Below are 15,109 nucleotides of genomic sequence, written 5' to 3' on the forward strand. Positions count from 1 at the left end.
GGTCCGAAAGGAGGAGCGCCATGCCCACCGACCCCGCACACCCCGCTCCGGCCCAGCAGCCGGGCTCCGATGCAACGGCGGTACTCGCCGCCGGTGCCCTCGCCCCGGCGGAGGGCGGGTACGGAGACCGTTACGCGGAGGACTCCTTCGACTACCCCGACCACCCCTCGCCCGCGCCGGCGCAGTCCTGGTCGGCGGGTGAACAGCCGCCCGGCTTCGCCCCGGCTGTGGGCCCCGCTGAGGAGTCGGACAGCGCGGACGTGGGGCCGCCGGGTGCGGACGGAGACCGCTCGCGACCGGCGGGCCCGTGGCGGCAGGTGGCTGCCCGGCGCAGGCCGGCTCTGATGGCGGCTGCCGCGCTGGTGGCGATGGGCGGCTTCGGTGCCGCTCTTTCGATGGTGAGCGACACGCTCTCCTCCGATGCGGTGCCCAGCGGCTCCGGCGGTACCGCACAGGTTTCCGCGCCGAAGTCACCCAACGAGCAGTCTCCTCCGCCGGATGCCACGGCCTCCGCCTCGCCCCCCGCCGCTGGCGGAGCCGGCGGAGCCGGTGTGTCTGCTGCACCGAGCCCGACCGGTCTCCTGCCCAGCGCTCGTGAGCACGGCGACGAGCGCGGAGAAGACGGACGGGAGGAACACGACCGCCAGGACGGCGACCTTACCGACGACGGCTGACTCCCCCCGGCGTCCGGCGCTGTCGCTGCCCGCTACCGCCGCCCGGCCGGTCCCCCACTCCCGCTCGACCGGCCGGGCGGTTCCCCTTGCACCGCAGTCGCGTCGCATCATCCGTTTCCCCAGGTCCCAGGCGGGTTCTCGTGAACACCCCAACCCCCGTGGCACAGCTGTGCGAGCCTTTCGGCATGCGGCTGCTGCTGATAGAAGACGACGACCGGATCGCCCAACCCCTCACCGAGGGGCTGGGCCGCTACGGCTTCACCGTGGACCGGGTGCGCACCGGCGCCGCCGGACTCGCGGACGCCGCCGACACCCCGGATCTGGTCCTGCTCGACCTCGGGCTGCCGGACATGGACGGCCTGGACGTGTGCCGCAGCCTGCGGGCCCGCTCGGCCATCCCGATCATTATGATCACTGCCCGGGGCGAGGAGGCCGACCGGGTGGCAGGGCTGGAACTCGGCGCGGACGACTACATGGCCAAGCCGTTCGGCGTACGGGAGTTGGTGGCCCGCATCCGCGCGGTCACCCGCCGAACCGGCGCCCTGCCCGCTGTCCCCACGGGACCGGGCGCGACCTCCGCGATACCCGCGGGGGCGCCCGCACCCCAGCAGCTCGGCCTGTTGCAGATCGACCGGCGCACCCGCCAGGTCCGTCTCGAGGGACGCGAAGTGACCCTGTCCCCGAGGGAGTTCGACCTGCTCGCCTACCTCGCCCAGGATCCCGGCGCCGTGCACTCCCGTCAGCAGATCATGGACGCGGTGTGGGACCCGCACTTCTTCGGCCCCACCAAGACCCTCGACGCCCATGTCGCCGCCCTGCGCCGCAAGCTCGGCGATCCCGGCTGGGTCACGACCGCTCGCGGTGTCGGCTTCCGGCTGACCGTACCCGGGGACCCGCCGCCCGAGGCAGCCCGATGACCCGACGCCTGCTGTACAGCTATCTCGGCCTGGCCCTGCTGGTACTGGCCGGCCTGGAGATCCCGCTCGGCTACCTCTACGCCCGCGGCGAGACCAACCGCTTCGCCCAGACCGTCGAGCGGGACGCGACGATGCTCGCCGAGGTCACCGAGGAGAACATCGAAAAGGGCAACACCGCCGAACTGCCCACCCTGATCGGCGACTACACCACCCGCACCGACGGCCAGGTCATCGTGGTCGACCGCAGAGGCGTGGTGCTCGCCGCCTCCGGCTCCGCCGTCCCCGCCGGCACGAACCTGTCCACCGAGCCGGACATCGCCACCGCCCTGAACAACCAGCCCACCACCGGCACCCGCACCGGCACCGACGGAGGAGAGGCGCTCTACGCCACCCAGCCCGGATCCTCCGGCACCACGATCCGCGGCGCGCTCCGGCTGACGTACCCGATGGCGATGGTCACCGACCGCATCCACACCATCTGGCTCGCCCTCGCGCTGGCCGGGGCCTGCGTCCTGGCCGCCGTCGCCCTGGTCGCCTTCACCCTCGCCCGCTGGATCACCCGCCCACTGCGCACCCTGCACCGCGCCACCACCCAGCTCGCCGACGGCCGCCTGACCAACCCACCCGACGCCACCAGCGGCCCGCCCGAACTGCGCGAACTCGCCGCCTCCTTCACGCACACCGCCACCCGCCTGCAACAACTGCTGGACGCCCAGCAGGCATTCGCCGGCGAAGCATCCCACCAGCTCAAGACCCCGCTGACCGCGCTGCGCCTGCGGCTGGAGAACTTCGAGCCCTACCTCGACCCCCGCGCCCACGACAGCCTCGACGAAACCATCGGGGAGGTCGAGCGGCTCGGGCGTATGGTTCACGGGCTGCTGGCCCTGGCGCGTCTGGAAAACTCGGCCACCACACCGGAGCCGACCGACCTGGACGCCGTGCTGGCCGAGCGTGCAGCGATGTGGGACTCGCTCGCCGCCGAACGGTACGTCACCGTCACCGTCACCGGCACGACGGCCGGCAGGGTCTGGGCGATCCCGGGGGCCCTGGAACAGGTCATCGACAACCTGGTCGCCAACGCACTCCGCGTCTCCCCGCCCGGCACCACGCTCACCCTCACCCGGGCCCCCGGCGCCGAACTGCACGTCATCGACCAGGGCCCCGGCATGCCACCGGCCGACCGGGAACGGGCCTTCGACCGGTTCTGGCGCGCCTCGGACTCCCACCACGACGGCACCGGCCTGGGCCTGCCCATCATCCGCCACCTGGTCCGCGCCTCCGGCGGAGAAATCACCCTGCACCCCGCCCCCGGCGGCGGCCTGGACGCCCGCGTCCACCTCCAACCCGTCCCACCCACAAACGGATCCAGGGGGCAACGACGCCTCGCAAGCGCCTCGTCTCGATCAGCACGGTCAGCAACGACAGTGCGGTGACCAGCCCGATCGTGGAAAGCGACTCCATGTCGATACTGCCGTTGAGGCAGCCCCAGCAGGACCACCTCGAATCCTCACGCACCGCGCTGCGGCGGCAGGTGCGCGGCCAGCCGCCCGACTTCACGTTCGCCGTGCTGTGGGCTGACATCGCCGTCCAACTGCACCCGCCGCAGGAGGACACCGAATAATGTGCGACATCCCGTGGTGCGCCACGGGATGTCGCACTCACCACGATCCATGAATGCAAGGTTCAATGAATTCAAGACTTCTTGTACTGTCGATGGTGTGCTGACTCTCGCCGCTGACATCGAGGTGCTGGCGCGGTTCGGCCGCGCCCTCGCCGACCCGATCCGCTGCCGGATCCTTCTCGCCCTGCGCGAGGCTCCGGCCCACCCCGCCGATCTCGCCGACGCCCTGGAGATCTCCCGGACCCGGCTGTCGAACCACCTGGCGTGCCTGCGTGACTGCGGCCTGGTCGTCGCGGTGCCGGTCGGCCGCCGCACCCGCTACGAGCTTGCCGACGAACGCCTCGGGCACGCGCTGGACGACCTGCGCACTGCCGTGGTGGCCGTCGAGGCCGACAAGACCTGCCCGGACGCGGAAGCCAAGGGGTGTTGCTGATGACCGCCGAGATATCCATAGGCCCGGCCCCGGCCGGGGCGGCCCGCCGTGACGCGCTGGCCCGCCGGATACGGCTGCTGGTCACCGCCACGATCTCCTACAACGTGATCGAGGCGATCGTCGCCATCACCGCGGGCACCATCGCCTCCTCCACCGCGCTGGTCGGCTTCGGCCTGGACTCCGTCATTGAGGTGTCCTCCGCCGCCGCGGTGGCCTGGCAGTTCTCGGCCCGCGAGCACGCCGTGCGCGAGGCCCGGGAGAAGACCACCCTGCGGATCATCGCGGTCTCGTTCTTCGTGCTGGCCGCGTATGTGGGCGTGGACGCGGTGCGGGCGCTGACCGGCACTGGCGAGGCGGAACGCTCCATCTCCGGCATCGTCCTCGCAGCCCTGTCCCTGGCGATCATGCCGTTCCTGTCCGCCGCCCAGCGCAAGGCCGGGCGCGAGCTCGGTTCCGCCTCGGCGGTCGCCGACTCCAAGCAGACCCTGCTGTGCACGTACCTGTCCGGCGTGCTGCTGGTCGGCCTGGTCCTCAACGCCACCCTGGGCTGGTCATGGGCCGACCCGATCGCCGCCCTGGTCATCGCCACCGTCGCGGTCAAGGAAGGGCGCGACGCCTGGCAGGGCAAGGGCTGCTGCGCGACCCCCGCCGCCGCGACGGTTCCCGCCCAGCACGCCGAGCAGGAGACGGACGCCTGCGGCTGCCGCCCCGGATGCGACTGCTGCAACTGAGTCACCGCCGCACCGCCGTACCCGGCCCGCTGATCACCCTGCGGGCCGGGCATCGGCCTTTCAGGCCGCTTCGGCTTCGGGACCGGCGCCCGCGGCCTCGGGATCGAGCCGGGTGAAGTCGACGTCGAGGTGCACCTCGTACGCTTCCGGCGCGAGAGCCAGTTCGTGGGTGGAGTACTCGCCGAACCGCATGATGTGCTCGCTCAGGTACGGGGAGATCTCCGCCAGGTCCTCCGGATCGATCTTCCAGCCCTCGGCCTGGAGCTCGCGGACGATGTCGGCGATGTCCAGAGTGTTGTGGAAGATCACCGTGTTCGTGAGCAGGGAGTTGAACTTCATCGCCTTCTCCTGCTCGATGGGGTCGTTGTCGGCGATGACCCCGCGGTTGCCGAAGTGCAGCCACTCGGAGAACCCGTTGTACGCCTCGACCTTGTTCGTCGCCGCCGTCACCCGCCGGCGCATCGACGCGTCCGACAGGTAGGTCAGCAGCTGGACGGTGCGGATCACCCGCCCGACCTCCCGGAACGCGGCGTAGTGGGCATTCTTACGGGAGCCGGAGCGCAGGCGCCGCAGCAGCAGCGTGGAGGAGATCGTGCCTTCACGGACCGAGATCGCCACCCGCATCAGGTCCTTGAAGTGCGTCTCGATCAGATCCCAGCTGATGACGTTCTTGCCCGCCTCGCCGAACAGCGCGTCGATGTGCCGGTACTGGACGCTGCGGGTGGGCCGGTAGAAGTTCAGGTCCTTCCAGTTCCGGATGCGGGGCATCAGCTCGAAGCCCAGCAGATGCGCGAGACTGAACACCGGGAAGCTCTGGCCCTGCGTATCCGCGTGGATCGTGGTCGGCTTGACCTCAGAGGCGTTCTTCAGCAGGCCCTCGATGATGTAGACGGCCTCCCACACCCCGCACGGGATGAAGTGCGTGAACAGCGCGATGTAGGTGTCGGCGATTTGGTGGTAGGCGATACCGCCGGACTTCCCGAGCCGGACCGAGGTCTCGGAGAGCAGGTTGTTGAGAAGCTGTGTCACATCCTCTTTTCGCAGGTCACGGGGCGTAGAGGACGGTGGTGATCCCGCTGGCCGTTCGGTTGGGCGTCGATGGTCGCTGTTCCGAACGGTAGCGGCAGCGCGATGGCCTTCAGAGGGCTGCGAGAGACACCGGCAACGCCTCGGTCTGGCGGCGGGGGCGGGCCAGTCGGCGGGACATGAGGGTGATGAAGGCCCACTGGATGTGGGCTTCGGCGTGGGACATGAGGCGTTCGTAGTCCCTTGCGTTGCGTCGGGCCCGCATCGTCCACGAGTTGCTCCGTTCCACCACCCACCTCTTCGGTAGCAGAACGAAGCCCTTGGCGTCCTTGGGGCGGGGGACGACCTTGATTGTGATGCCGAGGGTGTCCTGGGCCCAGGTGCTGAACTCTTCGCCTCCGTAGCCGTTGTCCGCCCAGACCAGGACGATTTCAGGGTGTTCGGCATGAAGGCGGGTCAGCAGGACGCGGGCCGCGTCGCGGTCCTGGACATCGGCGGGGGTGACGAGCAGGTCGACAAGCAGACCGTCCTGGTCAACAAGGAGATGTCGCTTCCGGCCATTGATGTGCTTGTTCGCGTCGTATCCGCGTGTCGCGTTCGACACTGTCTCCGCGCCTTTGACGGACTGGGAATCCACGATCACCCGGACCGGCCAGGCACAGCGCTGGCGGCGCAGCCGCAGCCGCCGGCGGAGCTGGTCAAGGATCGGCTTGAGTGCTCCGGCCTTTGCCCAGCGGGCGAAGTAGCCGAACACGGTGCGCCAGGGGATGCCGAAGTCGGCGGGCAGCGCGCGCCATTTCGCTCCGTTGTCGGTGATGTAGCGGATGGCGTCGACGACGCGGCGCCGGGGCCATTTCCCCGGGGCCCCGCCCTTGGGGGTCTGGCAGGCGGGAGTCGGGAGGAGTGCCTTGAGCAGGGCCCATTCGAGGTCGCTGGTGTCGGAGGGGTAGCGGTAGCGGGGCAGCGGCATGCTGGTGCCGGGCCGCGACCGGTGGGTGAGGGCCAACTGCGGGGCGGTCGCGGCCCTTTGCCTCTCGTGCTCCGGTTCACTCCAGGTTGGCCAGCAGCTGAAGGGTGGACTCGATCGCACCCATCTGTGCCATGACCGTGCGGATGTAGGGGTCGTTGGGGGTCTTCTTCTGGTGCGGGAGGAGGGTCCCGGCGATGAAATTTTCCACCCGGTGGTGGACGGTCTCGAAGAACGCCCGTTCGTAGCCGATCCACACCTCCGGCGCGTCGTCCAGCATGCGGTATCCCCATCGCTTGTCCCAGGTCACAGGCGGAAGGCCCTTCGCGGCCGAGACTTTGCGCAGATGCGCGAGCCCGGTGTGGACCTGAGCGCGGGTGCGTTCGGTGGCGGCTATCAGCTGGGTGATGGTCAGGCCGGCGGGACGGGCTTCCAGCAGGGCGCTCAGGATCGCTTCGGCGCGGACGTGAGCGGGGACCCCCCGCCCCATCGCCTACTCACCCGAGCCCTTCAGCAGCTTCTCCAGCTGCTCGTCGAGATCGACCTCGCCGCGGGTAACGGCGTTCTCGATCCAGTCGGCCGCGGCACGTACCCGCGAAAGTCCTCGCCCGATCGTCTCGCGCTCGCCGTCGTCGTAGTGCTCGCCGCGCAGGTTCGGAACGATCCGCCCGGCCGTCGCGACGAACTGCGCGCAGGCCGCGACCAGGTCCATGAACTGCGCGCTGTGCTCCATGCGCTGCAACTGCGGGGCGGCCTCCTGGTGCACGAATTGGGCCTGCTGGCGGAACCGGTCGAACTGAGCTTCATTAACGGCGTGCCGGGCCGTGTCGTCGGCCATGGCCTTGGACGCGATCGCCGGTCGGCGCAGGAAGTCGGTCAAGCGTTGCTCAGGCTGTAATAACTTCGCTGTTCAGAGGACTGGGTGAGGCACTCGCGTACGCGTGCATGAGGCCGGCCGCTGGTGGGTGTGCGCTGGCTGGTCGTGGGGGAACGGGGGAGCTGGATTGGGCTTGGAGGCTGAAGCTGCTTGGAACGAAAGGTCGTACTCCTCGTTGGGCTTGGTCAAGCATTAGTCGATTTCGCGTGGATGAAGTTGGCTCTGACGATGCGGGTGGTGGGGTGGTTCTCGCCCAGGACCCGGACGAAGTCGGTCAAGATCTGCTCGTAGAGCGGGATCGCCCGGCCAAGGTCCCCCACCGCCTGGTAGGCGCCCGACATCGCTCACGGGCCGTCACAAGACGCCAGCCACCATCACCCTCCGATACCGCTGAAGGTTTGCTTCAAGAGCTGCGCTGGCCCCAGCGGAAGGTCGTTAGAAGTCGATCCGCCATCGAGGGACGCGGTTTGGAAACGCGTGGATCGTGTAGCGCAGTCAGCATCTTCTCAGCCTCCGCTCGGCAGTAGTCCCGGAGAGTGCTGTCGGCGGCGAGGGCGCAGAGGACATCAGCGCCACGAAGATCGCGCAGTTCGACCAACACCCCGGCCGCTCGGACCCGCAAGTCGCCAAGGGAAGCATCGAGGGCGAGGGTGTGGAGGACATCAGCGCCACGGGGGTCATGGAGCTCGACCAGCACCTCGGCCGCCTTCACCCGCTGATAGCCGCCAAGAGAGGAGTCACGGGCGAAGTCATGGAAGCAGTCAGCGCCACGTGAATCCCCGAACATCACCAGGGCCTCGGCCGCTTCCACCCGCCACTGGACTTCGAGGATTATGCTGCCGGCCAGGGTGTAAATGATGTCAGCAGCCCTAGGATCCCTCAACTTGATGAGTTCCGTCGCTGCCTTCGCCTGCCAGTAGTATGGCCAGTAGGAGTCCTCCTGAAGGGTGTTTCCGAGGGCGAGGGTACCGAGGACGTCAGTGCCGCGGGGATCACGCAGCTTGGCCAACGCCCCAGCCGCCTCCACTCGCCGGTAGTTGGCAAGAGAGACGTCAAGGGCGAAGGCATGGAGAATGTCAGCGCCACGAGGATCACAGAGCTTGGCCAACGCCTCAGCTGCTTTCACCCGCCAGTAGTCGTGGAGGGTGTGCCCGAGGGCGAAGGTGTACAAGAGCTCAGTGCCGCGGGAATCACGCAACTTGGCCAGCAACTCGGCCGCTCGCACCCGTGGGTCACTGCTGACGGTGCTGTCTAGGGCGAGGATGCGGAGGAGATCTGCCCCACGAGGATCACGCAACTCGGCCAGCACCTCGGCCGCCTTCACTCGCGAGTCGCCAAGAGAAGCATCGAGGGCGAGGATGCGGAGGAGATCTGCCCCACGAGGATCACGCAACTCGGCCAGCACCTCGGCCGCCTTCACTCGCGAGTTGCCAAGAGAAGCATCGAGGGCGAGGATGCGGAGGAGATCTGCCCCACGAGGATCACGCAACTCGGCCAGCACCTCGGCCGCCTCCACCCGCTGGTAGTCGAGGAGAGAACTGTCGAGCGCGAAGGTGCGGAGGAGATCCGCGCCACGAGGATCACGCAGCTCGGCCAGTGCCTCGGCCGCCTCCACCCGCTGGTAGTCGAGGAGAGAGGTGTCGAGCGCGAAGGTGCGGAGGAGATCCGCGCCGCGAGCATCACTCACCTTCGCCAACATCACCGCCGCCTTCACCCGCCAGAGGTAGGAGCGGGTGGTGTCGAGGATGAGGGTGTAGAGGGGATCAGCGCCACGGGAGTCTCTCAGTTCGATCAGTGTCTCGGCCGCTTCTACCCGAAGAGAGTCCTTGAGGTTGCTGTCGCGGGTGGAAACAAGGAAGCCATCGCAGGCCGTGCGAACGATGGCGTCGGGCAGGAGAGTGCCCAGGCGGGCTAGTTCAGCAATGAATCGACGGCCGTTCAACCCTCCCCTAGATGCCAGGCCCGTTAGGCACTTGATGCCCATCGTGAGCCCACTCTCTTGGGCGCCCTCGATAAGGAAGCCGATGTACGACGATTCCTCGCGGGGGGACTGCCAGCATCTGCGGAACCAAGGTGCGCACAACCTCTTCAACGGGTTGGCGTCGGGGGACTGCCAGCATCTGAGGAACCAAGCCCTTGCAGCGTCGGCCTCAGCAGTTCGGGGCCGGTGCCGGCGAGATTGGGGGAATGCATCTGAGACGGCTTGGGGGCTTACGTCTCGGATGAGGTGCCGGGCAGCCAGATATTCCTGAAGGGTTTGGTGAAGGAAGTCAAGGTCGTCGGAGCGCGGGGTGAGCAGGCCGCTGCGGCGCAGGACGCTATTCAGAAAGGTATTCCACTCGTCGGCGCGTACGTGCTGGGGACGCTGCGCACGGCGTCGAGGCTCGTTCTGAACGATGTCGACGGCGGACCTACGGTCCCCTGCCTGGCGTTGGGCGGCCAGGTGGTCGATGAGGTTATCGATGGTGGCCAGGACAATATCCGCTTGGGCGCGGACCTCTGGCTTCTCGTAGCGGTGGATGGCTGGATAACGCTCGGCAGGTGCTGTGACAGGAGGCTGAGGTCTTTGCAGGAGACCGATGAAGTTGCTGTAAAGCCTGTAGCGGCTTTTAGGGAGGGGTTCGTCGGGGTGGGCGGCGTGGAGCTGGCAGAGCATCGCAAGCACGAGCGGGGTGCGGGCCAGGACGCTCAGCCAGCTGACCTTTAGCGCCTGGACGAGGTGCTGGGCGGAGGCGGCGGGGTCCGGCAGGTTCGCGGCTTGGAACCAGCGCTGGGCCACCATGGCCAGGTCGTCGTGATCGAAGGGACGCAGGTCGTAGAGGGATGCCTCTGGGCGGAGGATGTCGAACTCGGCATCCGGTAGGGGGCGGGTAGCAATCACGATCCGATACAGCTGGCTGTACGGGCTGGTTGCGACGGAGAACATACTTTCGAGGATCTTCCGCCGTTGTGCAGGATTGGATACCTCATCAAGGCCGTCGAGGAGGATTAGCCAGCGTGCGCCAGGCCGCGGCGGGGATGCAAAGAAATCGGGGGGAATCGCCTGATGTAGGCCAAGATCCGACACTGCCTTTGCGAGGGCCTCAGTTAGTGTTAGTCCCGCCAGGTCTGAGGCTGTGAGGAGGACAGGCAGCAGGTGCTTATCCGTTCCTTCCTGCCAACGTTGGATGCCTCCTTCCAGCCAGGTGCGCAGGAGACTGGACTTACCACCGCCAGGCCCAGCGATGATTACACGCATCTTCGGGTCGTCCGGTACATCGTCCGTAGACATGATCTCCGCGGCGGCAGCAGAGCTGGGGCTGCGGCGACGAATCTGCTGAGTACGGTAGACCGCTGCCAGGGGCGGGTGGGATCCCAGCAGAACACCGGCATAGGGATGCCGCCTGGCTTCCCGTTGAGCAGCGGCAGTGTATGCGGCGAGCTGTTGCTCGGCGACGGTCGCGGGTTCTAGTCTGACGTTCAGACCGTGTTCGGCGAGTGCCTCGCGGAACCCCGGCAAATCGGCGAAGGCGGCAACCGGTGCTGTGCCTAGGACGTCGGCAGCGATTTTTCGGGCGGTGACCACAACACCGGTCAGCAGCGGGCCGCAGAACAGAGCGGCGCCTGAGATGCCCCTCCAATTGGCGCCATTTTTGCGTTCGCGAGGCACGATGCCCTTGTCGACGTGCACGCTCAGCACCCTGGACTTGAATGCTTGCAGCGCGTTGACGTGGCCTTTCACAAGGTGAGTGTCGCGTCGTCGGTCTGAGCGCAGTTCCGCCTCAGGGAAGCCCAGAGCTTGGCAACTAGCGGTTTCCTGGCCAGTGACCTGTCCGAAGCGCACCGTGCCCACGACGGGCGCCGATGGAAAGGACGCGTCGTCGATCACCAACAGGGCCACATCGTGCCACGGAGCCGTGTCCGGATCCACTAGTCCCTCCGGTGGCCAGCGCACGATGGCGTTCGACCAAGGGTCCTCGGGGCGTGCGTCGTCTGCCAGCTGACGGACTTGGGCCTTCTCGCCCGTAGTAAGGGCCTGCACATTGTGGTAAGCCGTCAGTACCAGGCGGCTAGCGAGTAGGTACCCAGTGCCGACCCTGTTCCCGGAGGTGGAAGGGGCGTACACCTCCACGACGCGTCTCCGATCCATCTCAAACCCCGTTAACCACGCGGTCAGATGGGCCGTTCGTCGAGTCACCGAAGACCCTCGCATCATCCCCGGTGACGGCATTGACTGGTTGCATGTCCGGGGGCTGCTTCGGCCACAGAACCTCGGCCGCAACCCACCCTGCTTGCTTCTCGCCATACAGAGCGAGTCGCCGTAACTCCACCGCACGTGGCGAAGTGGAGCCGGCGCCCTGGACGTTGTGATAGGCGGTCAGGACCAGGCGGTCCGTGATGAGGTAGCCCGTTCCGGCGATCTGGCCCACCGGGTCCCAGACCTCCATCACCCGTTGCACGTTCACTCACAGATCCCCGTTCTGTGCATCTCCGTCAGGTGGGCGCCAGTGACGGTGTCACTGGGGGCGCTGAGGAGTGTGGGCGCCGATCTTCTGGTCCTGGCCGTGGTCGTCGACCGGCTGCAACGTGATCTTCAGACGGGACGTACTGCCGGCCGCGTACCCGGCCTTCGCCTCGACGCTGGCACTCCAGGGAAGAACCGACACCTTCGCACCAGCCTGGCCGTCTTTCTTGACGTCCACGGCAAACTCCAACTCCACCGGCCCGGTCCGGAACTGGATCGCCTGCCCATGACCATCAGCCATAGCCTGCTCCAGCTCGGCCCGGATCGCGCTGATCGCCTCCGACAAACCCGCCCACGGCTCCTGCGACATCGGTGACTCCCCCTGATCTACCGGCAGTGACATCAGGCGGGCAGCGTAGCGGCTACCTGGCGGGGAAATGCCCCGGAATGGCGATCTGCTACACGGCCAGGACACAACCGGAACAAAGCTCAACAACCAGCCTGTTCCGCGTCCTTGCTCATAGCCTGTGCGGCATGGAGGGCTTGGTTTCATGACCCCTACTGGCGTCACCCAGCTACCACCCACCGTCGTAGAGGCGGTATGGCCTGCCTCCGTGACGACGTCGACTCCAGCACATCGCACCGCCGACACGCCCACATGCTGGACCAGCAGGTAACGGGCTACGGATACTGCCTGCTCATCGCAGCAACGTGGCCGTCGACAGCCCTCAACATCACATCGGTGGTCACCACCGCCGCGACCGCGTCGTCGGCGGCCAGGTCGTGGATCGCCTCCACCTTCTCCTGGACGCTCTCCGGGGAGTCGACCTTCCAGCCCACCACCCGTTTCGCGCTGTCGTGCGTCCACCTCGGCGGACCTCCGCGCGGGTTGGGCGGGGGGTTGTTGACCGCCTCGAACCGCTCCTGCTCATCGGGGATGCTGGCCAGCACCTTGTGGATGGTGTGGGAGACGTCCGCCCGTCGGCGCTCCTTCGGCCAGCGCGAGGACACCCACCGGTAACTGCGCACGGTTGTAATAGGCCAGGCCGACGTCTTCGGCGAACATCCGGATGGCCTCGCTGACGGTGAAGAGGTCGTCCCTCCCGGACGGATTCGCACCCCCGTATGAGCGCATCGGCTCGATCTCCAGAGCGGCATCCCCGAGACGCCACTGGGCGCTGCTCATCGTGGCGACCCAGTCCCGCCCCAGCTTGACCAGCTCGTCGTAGCGGTCCCGGGTCACACTGCCGACGTTTCCGGACATCCACATCCACCCCCACGGGCCCGGCGCGGCACCCTTCATGCCGTCAACTCGCCGCGAAACACCCGTCACTTAGCACCATCCGGCGGTCCGGGAACGGTTGCCAGGGCGCACGGAGTAGCCCTGCTCCGGCGTGGCACGCGGTCTCACGCCTCGCCCGGCTGCGTGCGCCGGCGGTGCCATGCGCGTTTGCGACAGCGGGGAGAGCAGTCCCGTGCCGAGACAGGATGTTCCAACCCGACCGTCCAACTCGCGCCGCACTCCGGGCAGTTCGTTGTTCGAGCCGCCTGGACCGCCTCGGTCCTCGTCCTCGTGCGCCGCAGCCGGCGCCAATGTCGCGAACGACAAGCCGACGAACAAAACACTGCCGTCGCCTTCGCCGACGGCATCAGCGGACCACCGCACCCCCGGCACAATCGCGGCCCGGTGTCGTCGCCCGTGACCACGACCAGCCGCAGGCGAGGCACCTCGTCCCTGCCCATACGACAACGGTACGAAGCGAGAGCCGCTGACGCGAGTCCCAACGGCCAGAGCGAGGAAGCAACCGAGCAGTTCCGTCCCACCCCGAGCAGCATGCCGATCTGCCGCTGAGCCCACGACGAGCAACACCACTGCTCTATCGTGAAGCCCGGCATCGCCTTCTGCGACAACAGCCAACGGCCGGGCCCTCCCCGCTGCTTCCCGGGTGACCGCTTCTCCGGACCCTCTTCTCCGCCGGAACGACCTCGGCGCCCTCGCACAGCTCCCACCGGCCGTCTTCGCATGCCCCGTGCCGATGACCAGCGCTGCAAAACCCGTAACTGTCTCTCCTTCAAGAGGTGTCATGCGAACGTGTTCCCCCACGGTTGGTACTCACCAGCCGGTCACCGTGCCGGCTCTGGCTGTGCTGGCACTGGGCGCTTTCGTCCTGGGCACGAGCGAACTCGCCGTCGCGGGACTACTGCCTGCCATCAGCGCCGACCTGGAGGTTTCCACCGGCGCCGCAGGCACCCTCGTCTCCGCATATGCCGTGGCCGTCGCATTGCTGGGCCCCGTGCTCACCACGATGACGAGTCATCTGTCTCGTCGACAGGTCCTCGTGGGGGCCTTGGTCGCGCTTGCTGTCGGGAACGGCATCACCGCTCTTGCCACCTACTTCCCGGCCCTGTTGGTGGCCAGGGCGCTCACCGGCACCGCCGCGGCGATGTATGCGGTGACGGCGCTGACCCTAGCCACGACGCTGACCGGCCCTGAGCGGCGAGGACGTGCTGTCGCCATCGTCTTCGGAGGGATCACCGTTTCCGCAGTCGTCGGGGTTCCCGCGAGCACTCTGCTGGGAGGCGTGTTCGGCTGGCGTGCCGTCTACGGCGCGTTGGCCGCCCTGACCATGGGTGTCCTGATGGCAGCTGTCCGCCTGGTGCCGGAACCCAGACCGGAGCCTTCGTCCAGCCCGTGGACCCAGCTCAAGGCGTTGGCCAAGGCCCGTCTGCTGGTCACTTTTGCCATCAATTCCGTTGTCACCGCGGGCCACTACACGGCATCCACCTACTTCGTCGCACTACTGACCCAACGGACCGGCCTCAGCACCACCGCGGCCAGCGTTCTTCTCCTGACCAGCGGCGTTTCCGGCACAGTCGGCACCATCGTCGGCGGCACAGCCGCCGACCGACATACCCGGCACGCTCTGCTGGCCTCTATGGCACTGCTGGCCACCAGTCTGAGCATCATCCCGCTGGTCATGACCAGCCCAGTCCTGACCTGGTTCGTCGCCTTGGCCTGGGCAGCAGCCTTCAACGCCTTCAGCACCGCCGCGCAGGTCAACGTGTCCCTGCAGGCCCGTCCCGCCACCGACATCGCCGCAGCAGCCAACATCTCCGTTTTCAACACCGGCATCGCGGGCGGTTCCGCCGCAGGCGGACTCGTCCTTCACCTTGCCGGATTTACAGGCAGCACCCTTACCAGCGCCGCACTCGTCATCGCAGGACTCATCGCCGCACTCCTTCTGCGGCCTACGCCGGAGAGGGCTGAACACTCGGACTCGGCACCGTGATGCCTTGACATGTGGGCCTCAGAAACAGGCACTCAGAGGTCGTTTTCATCTGTCTTGCCTGGTTATTAGGCGATTCTCTGGGTGATGGATGGTGGTGCAGGCGAGTTCTTGGAGGCTGTCGATGTCTCT

At 67.5% G+C, this 15,109-nt stretch carries 16 protein-coding genes; 7 read left to right on the forward strand and 9 right to left on the reverse strand.

What is annotated here, in order from left to right; genetic code table 11:
• The first annotated feature begins 20 nt into the window (after positions 1 to 20).
• From ACFRIC_RS41270 to ACFRIC_RS41295, 6 genes are all read left to right on the forward strand, one after another.
• Positions 21 to 674 (forward strand): hypothetical protein, encoded by a 654-nt coding sequence (locus ACFRIC_RS41270; protein WP_382797137.1) that lies wholly within the window; start codon positions 21 to 23, stop codon positions 672 to 674.
• A 185-nt stretch (positions 675 to 859) separates the two neighbouring features.
• Positions 860 to 1,591 (forward strand): response regulator transcription factor, encoded by a 732-nt coding sequence (locus ACFRIC_RS41275; protein ID WP_382797139.1) that lies wholly within the window; start codon positions 860 to 862, stop codon positions 1,589 to 1,591.
• Positions 1,588 to 3,024 carry a sensor histidine kinase gene (locus ACFRIC_RS41280; protein ID WP_382797141.1) on the forward strand — a complete coding sequence of 479 codons (1,437 nt, stop codon included), beginning with the start codon at positions 1,588 to 1,590 and terminating at the stop codon, positions 3,022 to 3,024. Before ACFRIC_RS41275 ends, ACFRIC_RS41280 begins: the two co-directional genes overlap by 4 nt.
• A 26-nt stretch (positions 3,025 to 3,050) precedes the next feature.
• Positions 3,051 to 3,212, forward strand: coding sequence for a hypothetical protein (locus tag ACFRIC_RS41285; RefSeq protein WP_382797143.1), 162 nt, complete (start codon positions 3,051 to 3,053; stop codon positions 3,210 to 3,212).
• Between the two features lie 97 nt (positions 3,213 to 3,309).
• Positions 3,310 to 3,645, forward strand: a complete 336-nt coding sequence (locus ACFRIC_RS41290) for an ArsR/SmtB family transcription factor (protein WP_382797144.1) — start codon at positions 3,310 to 3,312, stop codon at positions 3,643 to 3,645.
• A complete protein-coding gene (locus ACFRIC_RS41295; protein WP_382797146.1) occupies positions 3,645 to 4,376 on the forward strand; it encodes a cation transporter in 732 nt (243 codons plus the stop codon). The genes ACFRIC_RS41290 and ACFRIC_RS41295 overlap by 1 nt, the downstream gene beginning before the upstream one ends.
• Before the next feature lie 60 nt (positions 4,377 to 4,436).
• Here the strand turns inward: ACFRIC_RS41295 and ACFRIC_RS41300 are convergent, their stop codons facing one another.
• From ACFRIC_RS41300 to ACFRIC_RS41340, 9 genes are all read right to left on the reverse strand, one after another.
• The gene (locus tag ACFRIC_RS41300) at positions 4,437 to 5,405 is read right to left on the reverse strand and encodes a Tn3 family transposase (protein WP_382797148.1); all 969 of its coding nucleotides are present in this window, start codon (positions 5,403 to 5,405) and stop codon (positions 4,437 to 4,439) included.
• Between the two features lie 109 nt (positions 5,406 to 5,514).
• A complete protein-coding gene (locus ACFRIC_RS41305) occupies positions 5,515 to 6,408 on the reverse strand; it encodes an IS5 family transposase (protein WP_382797150.1) in 894 nt (297 codons plus the stop codon).
• A gap of 40 nt (positions 6,409 to 6,448) precedes the next feature.
• A complete protein-coding gene (locus ACFRIC_RS41310) occupies positions 6,449 to 6,859 on the reverse strand; it encodes a RacP protein (protein WP_382797152.1) in 411 nt (136 codons plus the stop codon).
• Between the two features lie 3 nt (positions 6,860 to 6,862).
• Complete coding sequence (locus tag ACFRIC_RS41315; RefSeq protein WP_382797154.1) at positions 6,863 to 7,249, reverse strand: DUF6192 family protein; 387 nt, start codon at positions 7,247 to 7,249, stop codon at positions 6,863 to 6,865.
• 400 nt (positions 7,250 to 7,649) lie between these two features.
• Positions 7,650 to 11,114, reverse strand: a complete 3,465-nt coding sequence (locus ACFRIC_RS41320) for a hypothetical protein (RefSeq protein WP_382797167.1) — start codon at positions 11,112 to 11,114, stop codon at positions 7,650 to 7,652.
• Positions 11,115 to 11,376: 262 nt separating this feature from the next.
• On the reverse strand, positions 11,377 to 11,691 hold the full coding sequence (locus ACFRIC_RS41325) for a hypothetical protein (RefSeq protein WP_382797155.1): 315 nt from the start codon (positions 11,689 to 11,691) through the stop codon (positions 11,377 to 11,379).
• 51 nt (positions 11,692 to 11,742) lie between these two features.
• Positions 11,743 to 12,060, reverse strand: a complete 318-nt coding sequence (locus ACFRIC_RS41330; protein WP_382797156.1) for a trypco2 family protein — start codon at positions 12,058 to 12,060, stop codon at positions 11,743 to 11,745.
• Positions 12,061 to 12,371: 311 nt separating this feature from the next.
• Positions 12,372 to 12,641 carry a DUF6192 family protein gene (locus ACFRIC_RS41335; protein ID WP_382797158.1) on the reverse strand — a complete coding sequence of 90 codons (270 nt, stop codon included), beginning with the start codon at positions 12,639 to 12,641 and terminating at the stop codon, positions 12,372 to 12,374.
• Positions 12,619 to 12,954, reverse strand: a complete 336-nt coding sequence (locus ACFRIC_RS41340) for a hypothetical protein (RefSeq protein ID WP_382797160.1) — start codon at positions 12,952 to 12,954, stop codon at positions 12,619 to 12,621. Before ACFRIC_RS41340 ends, ACFRIC_RS41335 begins: the two co-directional genes overlap by 23 nt.
• Positions 12,955 to 13,834: 880 nt before the next feature.
• On the opposite strand from ACFRIC_RS41340, the gene ACFRIC_RS41345 reads away from it, so the two are divergent.
• Positions 13,835 to 14,980, forward strand: coding sequence for an MFS transporter (locus ACFRIC_RS41345; RefSeq protein ID WP_382797161.1), 1,146 nt, complete (start codon positions 13,835 to 13,837; stop codon positions 14,978 to 14,980).
• Positions 14,981 to 15,109 lie beyond the last annotated feature (129 nt).

It is taken from the genome of Streptomyces sp. NPDC056738 (genome assembly GCF_042790435.1).
Taxonomy (GTDB): Bacteria; Actinomycetota; Actinomycetes; order Streptomycetales; family Streptomycetaceae; genus Streptomyces.